The 17,978-nt window shown below is 59.2% G+C and carries 14 protein-coding genes and 1 pseudogene; 14 read left to right on the forward strand and 1 reads right to left on the reverse strand.

The annotated features are described in order from the left end of the window. Window positions 1-209 precede the first annotated feature (209 nt). From BS629_RS37260 to glcF, 7 genes and pseudogenes are all read left to right on the forward strand, one after another. A complete protein-coding gene (locus BS629_RS37260; RefSeq protein WP_077988816.1) occupies window positions 210-983 on the forward strand; it encodes a LamB/YcsF family protein in 774 nt (257 codons plus the stop codon). Then, window positions 976-2,568 carry a 5-oxoprolinase subunit B/C family protein gene (locus BS629_RS37265; RefSeq protein ID WP_077988817.1) on the forward strand — a complete coding sequence of 531 codons (1,593 nt, stop codon included), beginning with the start codon at window positions 976-978 and terminating at the stop codon, window positions 2,566-2,568. The genes BS629_RS37260 and BS629_RS37265 overlap by 8 nt, the downstream gene beginning before the upstream one ends. Continuing rightward, complete coding sequence (locus tag BS629_RS37270; protein ID WP_077988818.1) at window positions 2,565-4,277, forward strand: acetyl/propionyl/methylcrotonyl-CoA carboxylase subunit alpha; 1,713 nt, start codon at window positions 2,565-2,567, stop codon at window positions 4,275-4,277. The genes BS629_RS37265 and BS629_RS37270 overlap by 4 nt, the downstream gene beginning before the upstream one ends. Window positions 4,278-4,293: 16 nt before the next feature. Further along, window positions 4,294-5,252, forward strand: a pseudogene (locus tag BS629_RS37275) (lipoyl synthase). Continuing rightward, on the forward strand, window positions 5,243-6,700 hold the full coding sequence (locus BS629_RS37280) for an FAD-linked oxidase C-terminal domain-containing protein (RefSeq protein WP_077988819.1): 1,458 nt from the start codon (window positions 5,243-5,245) through the stop codon (window positions 6,698-6,700). The pseudogene BS629_RS37275 and the gene BS629_RS37280 overlap by 10 nt, the downstream one beginning before the upstream one ends. After that, on the forward strand, window positions 6,690-7,841 hold the full coding sequence (locus BS629_RS37285; RefSeq protein WP_077988820.1) for an FAD-binding protein: 1,152 nt from the start codon (window positions 6,690-6,692) through the stop codon (window positions 7,839-7,841). Before BS629_RS37280 ends, BS629_RS37285 begins: the two co-directional genes overlap by 11 nt. Window position 7,842: 1 nt before the next feature. Next, window positions 7,843-9,168 carry a glycolate oxidase subunit GlcF gene (glcF, locus tag BS629_RS37290; protein WP_077988821.1) on the forward strand — a complete coding sequence of 442 codons (1,326 nt, stop codon included), beginning with the start codon at window positions 7,843-7,845 and terminating at the stop codon, window positions 9,166-9,168. Between the two features lie 5 nt (window positions 9,169-9,173). On the opposite strand, the gene bhcR is transcribed toward glcF, so the two are convergent. Next, window positions 9,174-9,983: an HTH-type transcriptional regulator BhcR gene (gene bhcR, locus BS629_RS37295; RefSeq protein ID WP_077988822.1), complete on the reverse strand. Its 810-nt coding sequence runs from the start codon at window positions 9,981-9,983 to the stop codon at window positions 9,174-9,176. Between the two features lie 196 nt (window positions 9,984-10,179). Here bhcR and bhcA point away from each other — a divergent pair, with 196 nt between their 5' ends. The 7 genes from bhcA to BS629_RS37330 all read left to right on the forward strand — a co-directional run bounded on the left by bhcA (window position 10,180) and on the right by BS629_RS37330 (window position 17,705). Further along, window positions 10,180-11,370, forward strand: coding sequence for an L-aspartate--glyoxylate aminotransferase BhcA (bhcA, locus tag BS629_RS37300; protein ID WP_077988823.1), 1,191 nt, complete (start codon window positions 10,180-10,182; stop codon window positions 11,368-11,370). 9 nt (window positions 11,371-11,379) lie between these two features. Continuing rightward, on the forward strand, window positions 11,380-12,327 hold the full coding sequence (bhcB, locus tag BS629_RS37305) for a beta-hydroxyaspartate dehydratase BhcB (protein WP_077988824.1): 948 nt from the start codon (window positions 11,380-11,382) through the stop codon (window positions 12,325-12,327). An 11-nt stretch (window positions 12,328-12,338) separates the two neighbouring features. Beyond that, on the forward strand, window positions 12,339-13,502 hold the full coding sequence (bhcC, locus tag BS629_RS37310; RefSeq protein ID WP_077988829.1) for a 3-hydroxy-D-aspartate aldolase BhcC: 1,164 nt from the start codon (window positions 12,339-12,341) through the stop codon (window positions 13,500-13,502). Between the two features lie 35 nt (window positions 13,503-13,537). Next, entirely contained in the window at window positions 13,538-14,503 is a 966-nt protein-coding gene (gene bhcD / locus BS629_RS37315; protein ID WP_077988825.1) for an iminosuccinate reductase BhcD, read from the forward strand. A gap of 9 nt (window positions 14,504-14,512) precedes the next feature. Next, a complete protein-coding gene (locus BS629_RS37320) occupies window positions 14,513-15,514 on the forward strand; it encodes a type I glyceraldehyde-3-phosphate dehydrogenase (protein ID WP_077988826.1) in 1,002 nt (333 codons plus the stop codon). Further along, window positions 15,515-16,552, forward strand: a complete 1,038-nt coding sequence (locus BS629_RS37325; RefSeq protein ID WP_077988827.1) for a phosphate acyltransferase — start codon at window positions 15,515-15,517, stop codon at window positions 16,550-16,552. A 229-nt stretch (window positions 16,553-16,781) separates the two neighbouring features. Beyond that, window positions 16,782-17,705 (forward strand): AraC family transcriptional regulator, encoded by a 924-nt coding sequence (locus tag BS629_RS37330; protein ID WP_077988828.1) that lies wholly within the window; start codon window positions 16,782-16,784, stop codon window positions 17,703-17,705. Window positions 17,706-17,978: the final 273 nt, after the last annotated feature.

Below are 17,978 nucleotides of genomic sequence, written 5' to 3' on the forward strand. Positions count from 1 at the left end.
CGGATCCTATTACCAGGAGATCATCAAGGGAGCCATCATCGTCCTCGCCGTCGTCATCGATCAATACAGACGATCAAGACAAGCAAGAGCGTGACAAAGGCGCCGGCCGCAATCGAGACGTCCACCAACATGGCCGGAGCAACCCGATAATGTGGACGCCTCAAAAGTTGATAACGGCCGCAAGGGCGGCGATTTAGAAGGCAGAAAACATGGCGAACATTGACCTCAACAGTGATCTGGGCGAAAGCTTCGGTGCTTGGGCAATGGGCGACGATGTTTCGATGCTGTCGATCGTCACCAGCACCAACATTGCCTGCGGCTTCCATGCCGGTGATCCGGCAGGCATCCTGTCCGTTCTGAAGGAAGCGGCAAAACGTGGCGTATCGGTTGGGGCGCATATCGGCTACCGCGATCTGGTCGGGTTCGGTCGCCGCAATATGGATCCGTCCAGCACAGAGCTCATCGGCGATACCATCTACCAGATCGGAGCCTTGCAGGGTCTGGCGAAAGCGGCAGGCACCCGGGTGCGTTATGTCAAACCGCATGGGGCTCTCTACAACACGATTGCGAATGATGCCCGGCAGGCATACGATGTCATCACCGGTATCAAAGCGGTCGACTCCTCGCTGGCACTACTGGCGCTTTCCGGCGCGCCCATTGTCGAGCAGGCGCGTGCGGCAGGGCTCACGGTTGTCTGCGAGGCCTTTGCCGACCGGGCCTACAACGCCGATGGCAGTCTTGTCAGCCGCCGCTTACCGGGCGCGATCATCCATGATCCGAAAGCCATTGCAGAGCGGATGCTGCGCTTGGTCGCGGAAGGCCGCATTACTGCTGTTGACGGCACGGACATAGAGCTCGAAGCGCAATCGATCTGTGTCCACGGCGACACTCCAGCGGCGGTCGCCATCGCCCGCGCGTTGCGCGAGGCGCTGGCAACCAATGGCGTTGACCTCAAGCCCTTTACGGAAGTCGACCATGGCTGACCAACTGCGCTTTCTGCCCGCCGGCAGCGATGCCTTTCTCGTCGAACTCGGCGATCTGGAAACGACGCTGACGCTGCTCGACCGACTTCTGGCCGATCGCCCGGAGGGTGTCCTCGAACTGGTGCCCGCCGCTCGAACGGTGATGGTCCGCTTCGATCCCCGCGTGACGGATCAGGCCCGGCTTTGCACACATATGTGCGCGTTTGATCTTGGTCAGCGTAGCTCTCGCCAGGGAGAGATGATCGAGATCCCGGTCAGCTATGACGGCGAAGACATCGCCGACGTCGCCGAAATCCTCGGCTGGTCGGTCGATGAGGTCATTCGACGCCACACGGAAGCCACCTATACGGTTGCCTTCACCGGTTTCGCGCCCGGCTTTGCCTATATGACATCAGACGATCCGGACTTCGACGTGCCGCGCCGCAAAAGCCCGCGCGTGCGCATTCCTGCGGGCGCCGTAGCGCTCGGGGGCAAGTTCGGCGGCATCTATCCCTCAGACAGCCCAGGCGGTTGGCAGCTCATCGGCACCACTCCGTTGAAGATGTGGGATATCAGCCGCGCCCGGGCGGCGCTTCTGGCGCCGGGCGATCGAGTCCGCTTTCGGGAGATGGCTAAAGGTGCCGTGGTTGCGGCTGGCGTCCTCCCGGTGCCGAAAACTGCACCATCCGCCACAGGACTTGTCGTCACCCGCGCCGATCGGCCGGCGCTATTTCAGGACTTCGGTCGGCCCGGACGTGTCGACCAAGGCGTGTCGGAATCCGGCGCGTTGGACCGGTCGGGTCTGTCCGAGGCCAATCTCAGCGTCGGCAATCCACGCAATGCCGCCGCCCTGGAAATTGCCTTCGGCGGCTTCGCCGTCAAGGTCGATCGACCGGTGACTCTCGCTGTGACCGGTGCGCCGGCGCCTCTCAAAATTACCACCAACGACGGTCGTTCCGTCACCGCACCTTTCGGCAGGCCCTTCGCACTCGATGCCGGCGACGAATTGACGCTCGGTCTTCCGCCGGAAGGCATGCGCAGCTACATGGCGCTGCGCGGCGGGTTCGCTGTCCAACCCGTTCTCGGCTCCACGGCGACCGACACCTTGGCGAAAGTCGGGCCGGCGCCGGTTACAGCCGGCGTTGTGCTGGTGCCGGCCGACGCACACGCCGTCGCCGTCGATCCCTTCCGGCATACTGCAAGATCGCTGCCCAAAGCTGGGGAAATCGTCGCACTTGACGTCGTCCTTGGCCCCCGCACCGACTGGTTCACGTCGAAGGGTGTCGAAACCCTCACCGCGCAGGTTTGGCAGGTGACAGCAGAATCGAGCCGTGTCGGCATGCGGCTCTCCGGGGCCGAGCCGCTGGAGCGCCGGGATGCGGCGGAACTCCCGTCGGAGGGTACGGCGTTGGGCGCAATTCAGGTGCCGCATAGCGGACAACCCGTGCTCTTTCTGGCCGACCATCCGTTGACCGGAGGCTACCCGGTGATCGGCGTCGTCGCCCGCCACCATCTCGATCTCGCCGGCCAGATCCCGATCGGTGCCAATATCCGCTTCAACGTCGTCGCCCCATTCGATCAGATCGTCAGGGAAACCAATCGATGAAAAAATTGCTCATTGCCAATCGCGGCGAAATCGCCATCCGCATCAGCCGCGCCGCCCGCGATTATGGCGTCGCGTCGGTCGCGATCTATTCAGATGCCGATGCCGCCTCGCTGCATGTCGATCTTGCCGACGAGGCCTATTGCCTGGGCGGCGGTCGCCCGGTCGACACCTATTTGAATATCGGGAAGATCTTGGACATCGCACGCTGCGCGGGCGCCGATGCGGTCCATCCAGGTTACGGCTTCTTGTCGGAGCGCGCCGAGTTCGCCCGTGCTGTCATCGATGCCGGCCTTACCTGGGTCGGTCCTAAGCCTGAAGTAATCACGGCGCTCGGCGATAAGGTCGAGGCCCGCCGGATCGCCGAAAAGGTCGGAGCGCCCCTCGTCAAAGGGTCGGACGGTCCTCTGGCAACCGCCGAGGAAGCCATCGCCTTTGCGCGGCAGGCCGGGTTGCCGCTGGCGATCAAGGCTGCCTTCGGCGGCGGCGGCCGCGGCATGAAGGTCGTTCACCGCATCGAGGATGTCGGCGAGTTCTTCGAATCTGCCGTGCGCGAGGCGAAGGAGGCCTTCGGACGCGGCGAATGTTATGCCGAGCAATTCCTGGAAAAGCCGCGCCATATCGAAGCGCAGATCATCGCCGATAGCCACGGCAACACGGTTGTCCTCGGCACCCGCGATTGCTCACTGCAGCGGCGCAACCAGAAGCTGGTCGAGGAGGCCCCAGCGCCCTTCATCTCAGAGGAGCAGCGCGGCCGTATTCATGATGCCGCCAAGGCGATCTGCGCTTCGGCCGGCTATACCGGCGCCGGCACGGTCGAGTTTCTGCTGTCGCAGAATGGTGTCATTTCCTTCCTCGAGGTCAATACCCGTTTGCAGGTCGAACATCCGGTGACGGAGGAAACGACCGGCGTCGATATCGTCATCGAACAGCTGCGCATCGCCGATGGGCTGCCGCTTTCTGTCACTCAGACCCCTGTCCCGCGCGGCCATGCCTTCGAGTTCCGCATCAATGCCGAGGATCCGGGACGCGGTTTCCTGCCGACACCCGGACTGATCACGAGCTTTCGCGCCCCGTCCGGTCCGGGCATCCGGCTCGACAGCGGTGTGGAAACGGGCTCGGAAATTCCTGGTCTTTACGACTCGATGATGGCCAAGCTGATCGTTACCGGCGCCACCCGCGAGGAAGCCCTTATCCGCGCCCGCCGGGCGCTTGCCGAATTCAAAATCGAAGGTGTCGCCTCCGTGCTCCCGTTCCACCGCGCCGTGCTGGAGGAACCGGCCTTCATCGGCGAGGATGGGTTTAAGGTCTTCACCAATTGGATCGAGACGGAATTCCGCGGCGTCGAGCCTGCTCCGCGGGTTGATCCGGTGGAAGGCGGATTGCTCCGCAGTTTCATCGAGATCGACGGTAAACGCCACGCGTTCGGCCTTCCGGCGGGGCTGTTTTCCGGAGGTGCCGCGCCGAGAGTGGTGACGGGCTCAGTATCCGCTACCGCAAATGAGGGTGCGCTGACGGCACCGATCCCCGGCACGCTGCAAAAATGGAACGTCGAGGATGGAGCACAAGTTGCCGAGGGCGATGCCGTGGCGGTGATCGAGGCCATGAAGATGGAAACCAGGGTACTGGCGCCGAAAGCTGGCCGCATCTGCATCAAGGTCGCCCCGGGCGCGGTGGTCGCACTCGGTGCGGAACTGGCAACTATAGAGTGAGGGATAGGCCGAGCGGATGGTGACGATCCTCGATACGATCAATCCCGACGCCAAGCGCGTGCGGCATCCCGAGAAGGCGCATCGGCCTGATACGGAAGTCATGCGCAAGCCGGACTGGATTCGCGTCAAGGCGCCGACCTCCAAGGGTTATGCCGAGACGCGCGCGATCGTGAAGGAGCACAAGCTCGTCACCGTCTGCGAGGAGGCCGGCTGCCCGAATATCGGCGAGTGCNCGAAAATGTCGCCAAGGCGGTCAAGGAGATGGGCCTCACCCACGTCGTCATCACCTCGGTCGACCGTGACGACCTGGAGGACGGCGGCGCCGAACACTTCGAAAAGGTGATCTGGGCAACCCGTGCGGCCTCGCCGATGACGACGATCGAGATCCTGACACCCGACTTCCTGAAGAAGCCAGGTGCGCTGGAACGCGTCGTCGCCGCCAAGCCCGACGTCTTCAACCACAATATGGAAACGGTGCCCGGCAACTATCTGACGGTTCGCCCCGGCGCCCGCTACTTCCATTCTGTCCGCCTACTGCAGCGGGTGAAGGAACTCGATCCCACCATGTTCACCAAATCGGGCATCATGGTCGGTCTCGGCGAAGAGCGAAACGAAGTCCTCCAACTGATGGACGATCTGCGCACCGCCGATGTCGACTTCCTGACGATCGGCCAGTACCTGCAGCCGACGCGCAAGCACCACAAGGTCGAAAGCTTCGTCACCCCCGACGAGTTCAAGTCTTATGAGACCGTCGCCTACAGCAAGGGCTTCCTGATGGTCGCCTCGAGCCCGCTAACCCGCTCCTCCCACCATGCTGGCGACGACTTCGCGCGGTTGCGTGCGGCGCGGGAAAAGCGGTCCAACAAAACAACCGACGATCCGCGTCATGATGATCGGATGCGATCACGTCCTGGCGAGCAAGCTGTGACCGATCGGATTGTCACACACGAAAGCCGAGGGGAAGAATGTCACTGATTGCAATGCCACCGGCTAGCGCCGACATTCTCTCGCGTGCGTCTCAGATCGTTGCAAGCCTCCAGGCAGTCCTGCCGCTCGGGACCGTCATTCATGATATCGAGGAGACGCGGGCCTATGAATGCGACGCTCTGACGGCCTATCGATGCCCGCCGCTTGCGGTGGTTCTTCCTCGAAGTACCGATGAGGTCGCGCTCGCCATGCGTACGTGTCATGAGCTCGGTGTCCCCGTCATACCCCGAGGCGCCGGAACATCACTTGCGGGCGGCGCGCTGCCGACGGCTGACAGTGTCGTGATCAGCACCATACGCCTGCGCGACATCCTCGAGATCGACACGGCCAATCGCTATATCCGCGTCCAAACGGGGGTCACCAATCTAGCGGTTACCGCGGAACTGGAAACCGAGGGCTTTTTCTACGCGCCGGATCCATCCTCGCAACTCGCCTGCACGATCGCCGGCAACATAGCAATGAATTCCGGCGGCGCCCATTGTCTCAAATACGGCGTGACCACCAACAACCTTCTGGGGGTCCGCATTGTGACTGCGGCGGGCGAGATCGCCGAGATTGGGGGAACGTCGTTCGGCACCTTCGGCCTGGACCTTTTGGGACTGATATGCGGATCGGAAGGTCAGTTGGCAATCGTGACAGAGGCAGTGCTGAAGATCGTGCCGAAGCCGGAAGGAGCACGACCGATGTTGATTGCCTTTGACAGCGCGGAAATTGCGGGTGAGTGCGTCGCGCGCATCATTCGCTCCGGCATGCTTCCGGTCGCGATCGAATATATGGACGATGTGTGCCTGCGGGCCGTCGAGGCGTTCGCCAAAGCCGGCTATCCGGTTTGCGCCGCGCTCCTGATCGTTGAAGTGGAAGGCTCGGAAGATGAGATCAGGAACCAAACCGAAGCTATTCATTCGATCGCGTCCCAACTCAATCCCGTCGAATTTCGCAGCAGCAGAAATGCCGAGGAATCCCTTGCCATCTGGAAGGGCCGGAAGTCGGCCTTCGGGGCCATGGGCCGGCTTGGAGATTATCTCTGCCTCGACGGAACCGTTCCCGTATCGCAATTGCCCTATACGCTGAAACGCATCGGGGAGTTGTCGAAGGACTATGGCCTGGAGGTGGCAAACGTCTTTCATGCCGGCGACGGAAACATGCACCCACTCATCCTCTTTGATGCAAACACTCCCGGAGAGCTCGAAAAGGCCGAAAGGTTTGGTGCCGACATTCTCCGCCTTTGCGTCGATGTCGGTGGCTGCCTGAGCGGCGAGCATGGCATTGGAATCGAGAAGCGCGACCTGATGCCGAAACAATTCACGTCGGTCGATCTCGCCCTTCAGATGGAGGTCAAGAGCGTCTTCGACCCCGGCTGGTTGCTCAATCCGGCAAAGGTCTTCCCGTTGGATGCAAGCAGAGCCTTTCGCGAGGCGCGCACCGATGGTCGCTAAGCCCTCTTTCGAGGATAATTGCCTCGCGCCGACGTCTGAAGGCGAATTGTCGGACCTCGTCGCTGAGAGCGCTCGGTCCGGAACTCAGCTTCGCGTCATCGGCGGTGGTACGCGCCTTGAACCGATGAGCCTGGCAAGCGGACACAAGGCCGTATCCACGCGACTGATATCCGGCATTGTCGACTACGAGCCTGGCGCATTGACACTAGTGGCGCGCGCTGGCACGCCGCTGCATCAGATCGAGACGTTGCTGGAAGGCGAAGGTCAGATCCTCGCCTTTGAACCGATGGACCATCGTCATCTGCTTGAAACGACGGGCACACCCACGGTCGGGGGTATGGTCGGTGCAAATGTCTGTGGACCGCGCCGATTGTTTGCCGGCGCCTGCCGCGACCATCTGCTCGGTGTTCGTTTCGTCGATGGATCGGGACGGGTCGTCAAGAACGGCGGACGCGTGATGAAGAATGTCACGGGTCTTGATCTCAGCAAATTGATCTGCGGATCGTTTGGAACCCTGGGAATTACGACCGAGGTTTCCTTCAAGACAGCGCCCGCGTCGGAAAGAGAAGAAACGCTGGTCTTCAGCGATGTCACGACTTCTGAAGCAAGTGCCATCTTTGCAACGGCGCTCGCAACGCCCTTCGAAATTTCCGGGGCGGCCTACATCCAACGGACGGCGACGATCCGAATCCAGGGCTTTTCGCAGCAGATTGCCTATCGCCGTGAACGGTTAAAAGAACTGTTTAACAACTATTCAATCGATGTTTTCGAGGGGGAGCAAAGCAGGCAGCATTGGATGGACATCCGTGACGTTCGACACTTTGCCGCAACCGAGCACCCCGTCTGGCAGATCCTGGTCCGGCCGACGGATGCGCCCGATGTCGTGTCGGGTCTGGAGCGGCTGGGTGGCACCACCTCGCTGGATTGGGGTGGCGGACTTATCTGGTACAACGGCGAGGCGCCGGCGGCCGACGTTCGTCGCGTCTGCGGGCGCGGCCACGCGAAAGCGGTTCGCGGCGCGACCCTTGGTCCCAAGTCGTTTTTTCCTCCTGAAAACGAATTCGTGTCGCGCGTCAGCCAGTCGCTGCGCACGGCATTTGACCCTGCCGGGATTTTGAATCCCGATTTGCTGGATCGCTGACATGCAGACGAATTTCGACAAGGCTCAGCTCGCCGACCCCGACATCAAAAGATCAAACGAAATCCTTCGTTCTTGCGTCCATTGCGGCTTTTGCACCGCAACCTGCCCGACCTACAAGGTTCTCGGCGATGAACTCGACAGCCCGCGCGGGCGGATTTATCTCATCAAGGACATGCTGGAAAACAGCCGGGATCCGGACGAGAAGACCGTCGGGCATATCGACCGCTGCCTCAGTTGCCTGAGCTGCATGACCACGTGTCCGTCGGGCGTTCACTACATGCATCTGATCGATCATGCCCGCGAATATGTCGAAACTCACTATAGGCGGCCAATTGTCGAGCGAGCGCTTCGGTGGATTTTGGCGCAGGTATTGCCCTATCCCGGCAGGTTCAGGCTGGCCCTTCGCTCAGCGCGGCTTCTTCGCCCGATCAAACGCCTGCTTCCGGACGCTCGGCTGCGAGCGATGCTGGACATGGTACCGGCGCATGTGCCAGCGCCGAGCCGGAACGACAAACCGCAGGTGTTTAGCGCCGCCGGCACGCGACGAAAGCGGGTGGCACTTCTGACCGGATGTGCACAGCGAGCACTGAACACGGATATCAATGATGCGACGATCAGGCTTTTGACGCGCCATGGCTGCGACGTCGTGATTCCGAAGGATCTCGGCTGCTGCGGTGCAATCACCCATCATATGGGAAAGGCAGCACAAAGCCATGCCGCCGCCGCCGCTGTGATCAACGCCTTCACGGCGGAAATCGAAGGGGAGGGGCTCGACGCCATCGTCATCAATACGTCGGGATGCGGAACAACCGTCAAGGATTACGCCCATATGTTCCGCGACGGCCCGCTGGCCGGGAGAGCCGCGCGCGTCGCGACACTGGCTAGGGACATTACGGAACTGATGAATGATCTCGGCGGACTTCGGCGACCGCTGGTGAACGAGCGGTTGCGCGTCGGCTATCACGCCGCCTGTTCGCTTCAGCACGGCCAGCAGATCAAATCGCTCCCGAAGGACTTGTTGAAAATTGCGGGGTTTGAGGTTGTCGAGCCGAAGGATGCCCATATCTGCTGCGGATCGGCCGGAACCTATAATCTCATGCAGCCGGCGATATCGGCAGAATTGCGTACCCGGAAGGTAAAATCCATCGAGCTTGTCAGGCCGGATGTCATTTGCGCCGGCAATATCGGTTGCATGGTCCAGATCGGGTCGGGAACCGACATACCGCTGGTTCACACGGTCGAACTCCTGGACTGGGCGACCGGTGGACCACGACCGCGTTCGCTGCGGTCTGCCGAGCAGCAGCCGCCCGAGGGCGGGTCGAGATGAGGAGTTTACGACGCGCCGAGCCGGTTAGAAACGAGCCTGGCGGCCTCGATCACGCGTTGACCTATGCGCTTCACCTGCCGGTCGGATATCCGGTGCGCGGGCCCCGATACGGAAATCCCCGCGACTGCTTCACCGTGGATATTCAAAACGGGAGCAGCGACACATCGCATTCCGACGGCTTTTTCCTCATCATCGAAGGCATAGCCGCGTTGTCGCGTGATCTCCAACTCATCCTTGAGCTGGTTGATCGTGCGCAAAGTATTGGCCGTGAAGCGCTGGAGGGCCGCGCCCTTGAAAAGCACGCTGAGCCTCTCTTCGTCATAGGTGCTGAGAAGCGCTTTTCCGATCCCGGAAGCGTGCAAGGGCGAGAGCGTGCCAGGCGGAAAGAAGGCCCGGATCGATTCATGCGTTTCGACTTGGCTGACGAACAAGACCTTTCCATTTTGCTCTATTCCAAGATTGGACGTCTCGCCCGTCTCCAGCATAAGCTCGCGCATGACGGGACGGCTTCGTTCGATGACGTTCGTCCGTCTCAGAAACGCGGCGCCGAGGCGATAGGCCTCCGGGCCGATGTGGAAAATCTGACCGTCCGGGCTCATCTCGACATAGTCCCGTCGTTCAAGGGTTGCCAGAACGCGGTGCATGGTCGCTGCGGACTGGTCCAAATGTTTTGCAAGCTCGGACAGCGTCATTCCCTCCGGCGACGCAAGCGCCTCCAGGACGTCCAAGGCGCGATCGAGCGACTGGACGACATTCTGCGTCTGGGGATCGTTGAATCCTTTCGGCCGCCCCCGGCGGCGTACCGGCACAGTCATCGGCTTCTCCCTTGCAACAACGGAATTAAATATCTGATGCACTGAAAAACATTATCATACAATGAAAAAATATAAAGTATTGAAATATATGATATTTTTAAGTGACATTACTATTTTGAAAAACATTTTCAAAAAAATATACTGCCGGTCGACGTCGTGCTAATCATGAGTTATCGCCACCAGGAAAGCTTGGAAAATGTATACGCAAAACCCCGTCTTCATACCTGGCCCGACAAACATGCCAGAAGTCTTGCGCAGGGCAACGGATCTTCCGACGATCGATCACCGATCGGCCGCCTTTGCAGACATCCTTCAGCCGGCGCTTGCCGGCGTGAGGAAGGTCGTGAAGTCCGAAAACGCGGAAATCGTCGTGTTTCCGGCGACCGGGAGCGGGGGATGGGAAGCAACAATTACCAATCTGCTGAGCCCGGGGGACAAGGTTCTCGCCGCCCGCAGCGGGATGTTCAGTCATCGCTGGATCGATATGTGCCAGCGCCACGGATTGCAGGTGGATGCCGTCCACTCATCCTGGAAACAGCCGCTTCCCCTGGCTGAATACGAAAAGAGGCTTGTTGCCGATAAGGGCCACGAGATCAAGGCGGTGCTTGTAACGCACAATGAGACTGCGACCGGGGTCAAGTCGGACGTCGGTGCGGTCCGCCGCCTACTCGATGATGCCAGGCATCCGGCGCTGCTTCTCGTTGACGGCGTCAGCTCGATTGCGTCCATGGATTTCCGCATGGACGAATGGAAGATCGACGCAGCGATCACCGGTTCTCAGAAGGGCTTTATGCTGCCCGTCGGCCTGGCGATCCTTGCGCTATCGCCGAAGGCGATGCAGGCGACCCAATCCGCAAAGCTCCACAGGGCGTTTTTTGACATTCGGGAGATGGCAAAAGCCTATCCTTCGAGCGGCTATCCATACACGCCGTCCGTCGGCCTGCTGAACGGATTGAAAGTGTCGACCGAGTTGCTGCTCGAGGAGGGACTGGACAATGTTTTCAAGCGCCATGCCCGCATTGCATCGGGCGTACGTGCAGCTATTTCAGCCTGGGGACTTCACCTTTACGCGCAGGAAGCAAGCTCGTACTCGGATACTGTAAGTGCGGTCGAGACCCCCGAAGGGTTTGATGCGACCTCCATCGTCACTCATGCTGCGCAGAAATACGCCGTTGCGTTTGGCGCCGGTCTGGGCGACGTCGCCGGCCGCGTCTTCCGCATCGGCCATCTCGGAAGCATGAGCGACGTCATGGCTCTTTCAGGAATCGCAACCGCCGAGATGGCGATGGCCGATCTGGGCTTGCCGATCCGCCTAGGCTCCGGTGTGGCGGCGGCGCAGGAGGTCTACCGCAATACCGAAGCTTCGCCTGTCCGCAACGCAGCCTGAGGGGTCAACATGTATATTCCGACGATCTCCGACATGTTCGAGGCGCATGATCGCATTCGCCCTTTCATTCACCGGACGCCTGTGATGACCTCAGGCTACATCAATTCGCTGGTCGGCGCCGAGCTCTTCTTCAAATGCGAGAACCTCCAGAAAGCCGGCGCCTTCAAAGCCCGTGGAGCATCGAATGCGGTCTTTGGTATGAGCGCCGAACAAGCTGCCAGGGGTGTCGCGACACATTCGTCCGGCAACCATGGGACGTGCCTATCCTATGCCGCAGGACGCCGTGGTATTCCCTGCACGGTCGTCATGCCACGTAGCGCTCCGCAGGCTAAGAAGGACGCCGTGCGCGGTTACGGTGGCACGGTGGTTGAATGCGAACCCTCAACGTCTTCACGAGAGGCGGTGTTTGCCGAAGTCGTCGCGAAATCCGGGGCGGAATTCGTCCACCCTTATAATGACGCACGCGTTATCGCCGGCCAGGCGACATGCTCGCGAGAGCTTCTGGAACAGGTCGATAGTCTCGACGCCGTCATCGCGCCGATCGGCGGAGGCGGCATGGTTTCGGGCACGTGCCTGACCCTGTCAAACCTGGCCCCGCGCATCAAAGTCTACGCTGCCGAGCCGGAACAGGCCGATGACGCCTACAGAAGCTTCAAGGCGGGCCACATCATTGCCGACGACGCGCCGAACACGATTGCTGACGGGCTCAAGGTCCCGCTCAAGGAACTGACGTGGCATTTCGTGAAGCGTAACGTCAGCGATATCGTGACCGCTTCCGAAGAGGAAATCATCGAGGCCATGAAGCTGATCTGGAAGAGAGCAAAGCTTGTCATGGAACCGTCGAGCGCCGTTCCGCTCGCCGCCATCTTGAAAAACAAGAACATTTTCGCCGGCAAGCGTGTCGGCGTCATCATCACCGGCGGAAATGTCGATCTCGACACCCTGCCCTGGCAATGAAGGGGAATCTCATGAACGCGGACGCAAAATTCAACCAGATGGACGTGGGTTACGATGTACCGGCGGTGCCGGGCATGTCGGTAGACGAGATTCAGACGCCGTGCCTTGTCCTCGACCTCGACGCGCTGGAGAGGAATATCCGAAAGATGGGCGCCTATGCGAAGGCGCACAACATGCGTCATCGCGCCCATGGCAAGATGCATAAGTCGGTTGATGTGCTGCTGCTGCAACAGGAACTTGGCGGCGCGATCGGCGTATGTTGCCAGAAGGTTTCGGAGGCAGAAGTGTTCGTGCGCGGCGGGATCAAGGACGTCCTTGTGTCGAACCAGGTCCGCGATCCGGCAAAGATCGACCGTCTTGCCCGACTGCCCAAGCTCGGCGCGAGAATAATCGTTTGCGTCGATGACCCGCTTAACGTCGCAGAGCTCGCGAACGCTGCCCGCAAGCACGGTACGACCATTGAGTGCTTCGTCGAAATCGACGTCGGCGCGGGGCGGTGCGGCGTGTCGTCGAGCGCCGCAGTGGTTGATCTCGCGAAGGCCATTGCAAGCAGTGAGGGGCTCCGCTTTGCCGGTGTGCAAGCCTATCAGGGTGCGATGCAGCATATCGACAAGTATGTTGACCGAAAGGCGAAGCTCGATCTCGCAGTCGCGCAGGTAAAGGAAGCCGTCGACGCTTTGAGGAAGGCTGGCCTGGAACCGGAACTCGTCAGCGGCGGCGGAACTGGCAGCTACTATTTCGAAAGCACGTCCGGTGTTTACAATGAGCTGCAGTGCGGAAGCTACGCTTTCATGGACGCCGACTACGGTCGCATTCTCGACGAGAACGGCAAGCGCATCGACAAGGGCGAGTGGGAAAATTCTCTGTTTATCCTGACGAGCGTGATGAGCCATGCAAAAGCTGACAAAGCAATCTGTGATGCCGGTCTCAAGGTTCAGTCGGTGGATTCCGGATTGCCATTCGTCTACGGGCGCGATGACGTGAAATACATTAAGGCGACTGACGAACACGGCGTAATCGAAGACATCGAAGGCGTTCTGAAAATCAATGAGAAGCTGCGTCTTGTCCCTGGGCATTGCGACCCGACCTGTAACATCCATGATTGGTATGTCGGCATACGCAACGGCAAAGTCGAAACGCTTTGGCCGGTATCGGCTCGCGGCAAAGCCTACTAGTTATACCCATCTCATTTCTTAGGACCAATCCGAACATGATCATTGTTCCCGAGAGCGCAGTTCGTGACCTCGTTTCACTTGAAGATTGCGTGAACGCAGTCGAAAAAGCCTTCGTCTCCATGGCAGAGCGTTCGGCACAAAATTTTCCGGTCGTCCGCGAAGCGATCGGATACGAAGACGCGCTTTTCGGGTTCAAGTCGGGCTTCAATCGAGAGGGGCTAGCACTTGGTCTAAAGGCCGGCGGGTTCTGGCCGAACAACGCGAGCAAGGGACTGACGAACCATCAGTCGACGGTATTTCTGTTCGATCCTGAAACGGGCAGATGCCGCGCTGTTGTCGGGGGCAATCTATTGACAGCGCTTCGAACGGCGGCTGCTTCGGCGGTATCAATCAAGTATCTCGCCCGCAAAGACGCCAAGGTGCTGGGCATGGTGGGTGCAGGGCATCAGGCGTCGTTCCAGCTCCGCGCCGCGGTCCAGCAACGAGCCTTCGAGAAGGTCGTTGCCTGGAATTTCCATCCGGAGATGTTGCCCAAGCTTGCAGCTGTTGCAGATGAACTCGCAATTCCCTTCGAAGCCGTTGAATTGGATCGTTTAGGCGACGAAGCGGATGTGATCATTACGATCACTTCGTCTTTTCAGCCTATTCTCAAGGCCCAGCAAGTTCGCCCCGGTACACATCTGGCATGTATGGGAACGGATACGAAGGGCAAGCAAGAGGTTGATGCTGCGCTTTTCGCGTCGGCAACTCTCTTTACCGACGAGATCGCGCAGGCAATTTCTATTGGTGAGTCCCAGCATGCGATCGCGCAGGGACTGGTCGCTCCGGTGGATATTGGCGAGATCGGTGCCGTTATCAGCGGGCGTATACCCGGTCGAAGCTCGGCCGATCAGGTTACGCTTTTCGACGGCACTGGCGTCGGCTTGCAAGACTTGGCCGTCGCGCAAGCGGCTGTTGAGCTTGCGATCGCGCGCGGCACAGCAGTCGAGATCGAGATTTAGGCCGGCGCTATGACACTTGCTCCGCTTCGCGTTGCCATAAACGGGTTCGGTCGTATTGGCCGAACCGTTCTTCGCCAGGCTTTAGCTAGGCCGTTTGTCGACGTAGTGCTGATCAATGATATCGCCGCGCCAGCGCTGAGTGCGTATCTCTTCCAATATGACAGTGTCTTCGGCCCGTGGCAGGGATCCGTCCAATTGGCAGATGGAGACCTTGAAATCGATGGGCGATATATTCGCATGACAAGTGCGGTTCATCTTTCAGAACTCGACCTTGGTGGTATCGATGTTCTCTTTGAATGTACTGGGTCAAGCATTTCCGCCGCCAATGCCGTCTGCAGTCTGGAAAAAGGTGTCTCGCAAGTCATCGTATCCGGACCGGCGGATTGGGCGGAAAAAACCTTGATCCTTGGTGCAAACGAAAGCGCGTTCCGTGGCGAGCGGATCATTTCGAACGGGTCGTGCACGACGAACGCGTTAGCTCCCCTTTTACGGACGATCGATGAACTCTTCGGTGTGGTCGGAGCCCAAATGACGACGGTGCACTGCTATACCGGCAGTCAGCCTACAGTCGATCAACCCCGTGGCGACTTTGCCCGCAGCAGGGCCGCAGCAATGTCCATGGTTCCGACGACAACCAGTGCGCATCATCTACTAAAAAACGTCTTACCGGACTTGGCCGAGCTTGTGGAGGCACGTGCCATTCGCGTTCCGACCGCGAGCGTTTCAGCAATCGACCTGACGGTTGCTCTTCGTGACCTCCGTTCCGAAGAGCAGATAATCCACGATCTCCGGGCAGCCGCAGGCTCGTCCCTCGTGCTCGGTTGGACCGAGGAGCCCGTCGTATCCGTCGATCTCCGCGGACGGCCGGAGTCACTTGTTCTTTGCGGCCCGGAGATTTCGTTGGGGCGGAGCGGATTGCTCAGGGTTTTTGGCTGGTATGACAACGAATGGGCGTTTTCCGCGCGAATGCTTGATATGGCCGAGCACCTACGGAAAAACGAAGATAGGTAAATGTCGATGCGTGAGCCCATTGTCAACCGGTCGCCCCCATCGCCACACAAGAAGAAGCGGCTGATTTTCGCTGAGGGCCATGATGCGCGCGTCCTGCAAGCTATCGCAACGATCGTGAGGGATCGCACCGCCGTTGCGTTCGCGGTTGGTTGCGAACAGGATATTCTTAAAAGAATCGCTGTTGCTAAGCTGAGTATCAAGGTTGGCGATGATTTTGAAATCGTCGAGCCTACGGATGAGCGCCAGTTTTTCGATCAGTGGCTGGCTTTTCGCACGGCGCGAATGTTGCATTGGAATGTTACAAACCTTCCTGGCTTTATCAGAGATAATCGCAACACAGCTTTTGCGGCGCGACTTATCAATAGCTCGCGTGCTGACGCGATGATTTGTGGTGCAAGTGGAGAGTTCGGTTGGCATCTTTTGCAATTGCAGGAGAATCTAATGTCGCTGCAGCGGCAAACCGCCGGAACACTGCAAATGCTTTATTGTGCCGGAAGAGTGATATGTTTAGTCGAGGCACTACAAGACTGTCTCCGTCATCCAACGGCCATCGCTGAAATTGCCATCGCCGCCGCGCGGCATGTGTGTGCATTCAATCTCAGCCCAAGTGTCGATCTTTGCCAAGACAGCTATTGGAAGGATCTGAACTCGCAGGCTGAAACCCTCAGGGCGGCGGCGGCCACAGTCAGGGCGATCGCCCCGGATTTGGTCGTTCGCGCTCCGGTGGCGCTTGCGGATGCGATCCGCCCTGATCGGTGCCAATCATCGTGCAGCGCGTCAAAGGCTGCCTGCGAAGTTCTCGTTTTCCCCCGTGTCGGTCTAGCCGCAGCGATCAAAGATACCTTGCTTTCCCAGGCTGACTGGCAGTGCGTTGGGCCATTCTTACTCGGGACTGCAAATCGCGCCCATATCGTTTCGCCGACAGTATCGTCCTCGCTCCTGACACGGATCGCGGCTCATGCCGGAACACCCCTAGACGAAAGTCACGACCTGCTTTCGTCAAAATCAGTATCTTACTCAGATCGGAGAGGACCATGACTACAACGAAAGACGAAAGAAAAGATGCTTGCGATTTGCGGGCACGTTACAGACCTATCGCGTTGCGAGCAGTCGTGGCGGCCTTCAGCGTCCGCGGTCAATCTGCGGAGGTCCGGGAACGCAATAGCGAAAGATCCGTGTGGGACCCTGATGTTTACGGAGAGCAAGTCTCGTAACGGTGTCTTCCAAAACTGAGCTTTGATAATCCGATGTTGTCTTTGGTGTCGAAATGGAAGAGCGGTCGAGCCAGCTTGTGAGACTTGTTGAGGCACTGGCGCCTGCGATCGGGCATCACTCTACGCTCGCGCCCACGGTCAAAGTGCTGAGGGCGGAACATTCCGTCAAAGCCGACCCAGTGTTTCAACCACCCTGCATCTCATTGGTCATCCAGGGTCGAGCCATACTGTCGTCTAATGTTAACGCTCACATGATCGATCGTGACCATTTTTTTCTCGCATCCGTGCCGGCGCCTTTCGAGCTTGAAACGAGCGCCAGCCCCGCGGTTCCCCTGCTAACGATCGATGTGGAATTTGAAACACCATTGGCGCTGGAGATCGCCTCTGCATTGGGGCCCCGGGATTCGTCTTACCCAAAGACGAACGCTTTGTGCTGCACGTCAGGACGGTCAGATCAGGGGATCAAGGAGCTTGCGGCGAGGATTGTAACAGCGCTTCACGATCCAGCGGCTTGTCGCATCCTAATGCCAGGACTGATACGCGAACTGCATTTTCATCTGCTGAACAACGACGAGGGTTTGGCGGTCCTAGCGGGCATGAACGGTGTTGGAACGCGCAGCAAGGTACTTAAGACCACCGACAAACTGCTGAAGCCGGCAGAGGCCAGCGTCTCGATCGATGCGATCGCGGCATCGACCGGGCTTAGCCTATCTTCCTACCATAGCCACTTCAAAGCCTTGTTCGGATGCACGCCACTCGAATATCAAAAGGCGGCAAGGCTGCATGAGGCGAGATCCTTGCTTCGTTCGACGAGCTTGAGCATCGCCGCGATCGGCCGCGCAGTTGGCTATACAGGACTTTCGCAATTCAGCCGAGAGTTCAGGCGACATTTTGGACATACCGCGCGTGAAGAATCAGGTTCAAAGAACATAGACGGTCCGAGCATAGCAGGCGCTCTCCCTTCGATGAGTGATTAATTGCAAGCTATGGTGAGTGTCGCAACTGACAACGATAACACCTGTATGACGATACCTGATGTCGAAGGGGATCGTCCCCGTGCCCTGAATCTTGGGCGAGGATTTGGATGGTGTCGAATTTCAACACCGAGCTCCACGCCCGTCTTCCAATCTATTTTCCGGGCCGGCTACTCACGAGAAGCGCGTTAACTTAACGTAAGCCCACGGTGAAAGCCGTCTTGCGATGACGGGCTACTGACTGGCAGTCCTAGTGGTAACGCTAGGAGTAGTCAT

It is taken from the genome of Rhizobium leguminosarum bv. viciae USDA 2370 (assembly GCF_002008365.1).
GTDB classification, from domain to species: Bacteria; Pseudomonadota; Alphaproteobacteria; order Rhizobiales; family Rhizobiaceae; genus Rhizobium; species Rhizobium leguminosarum.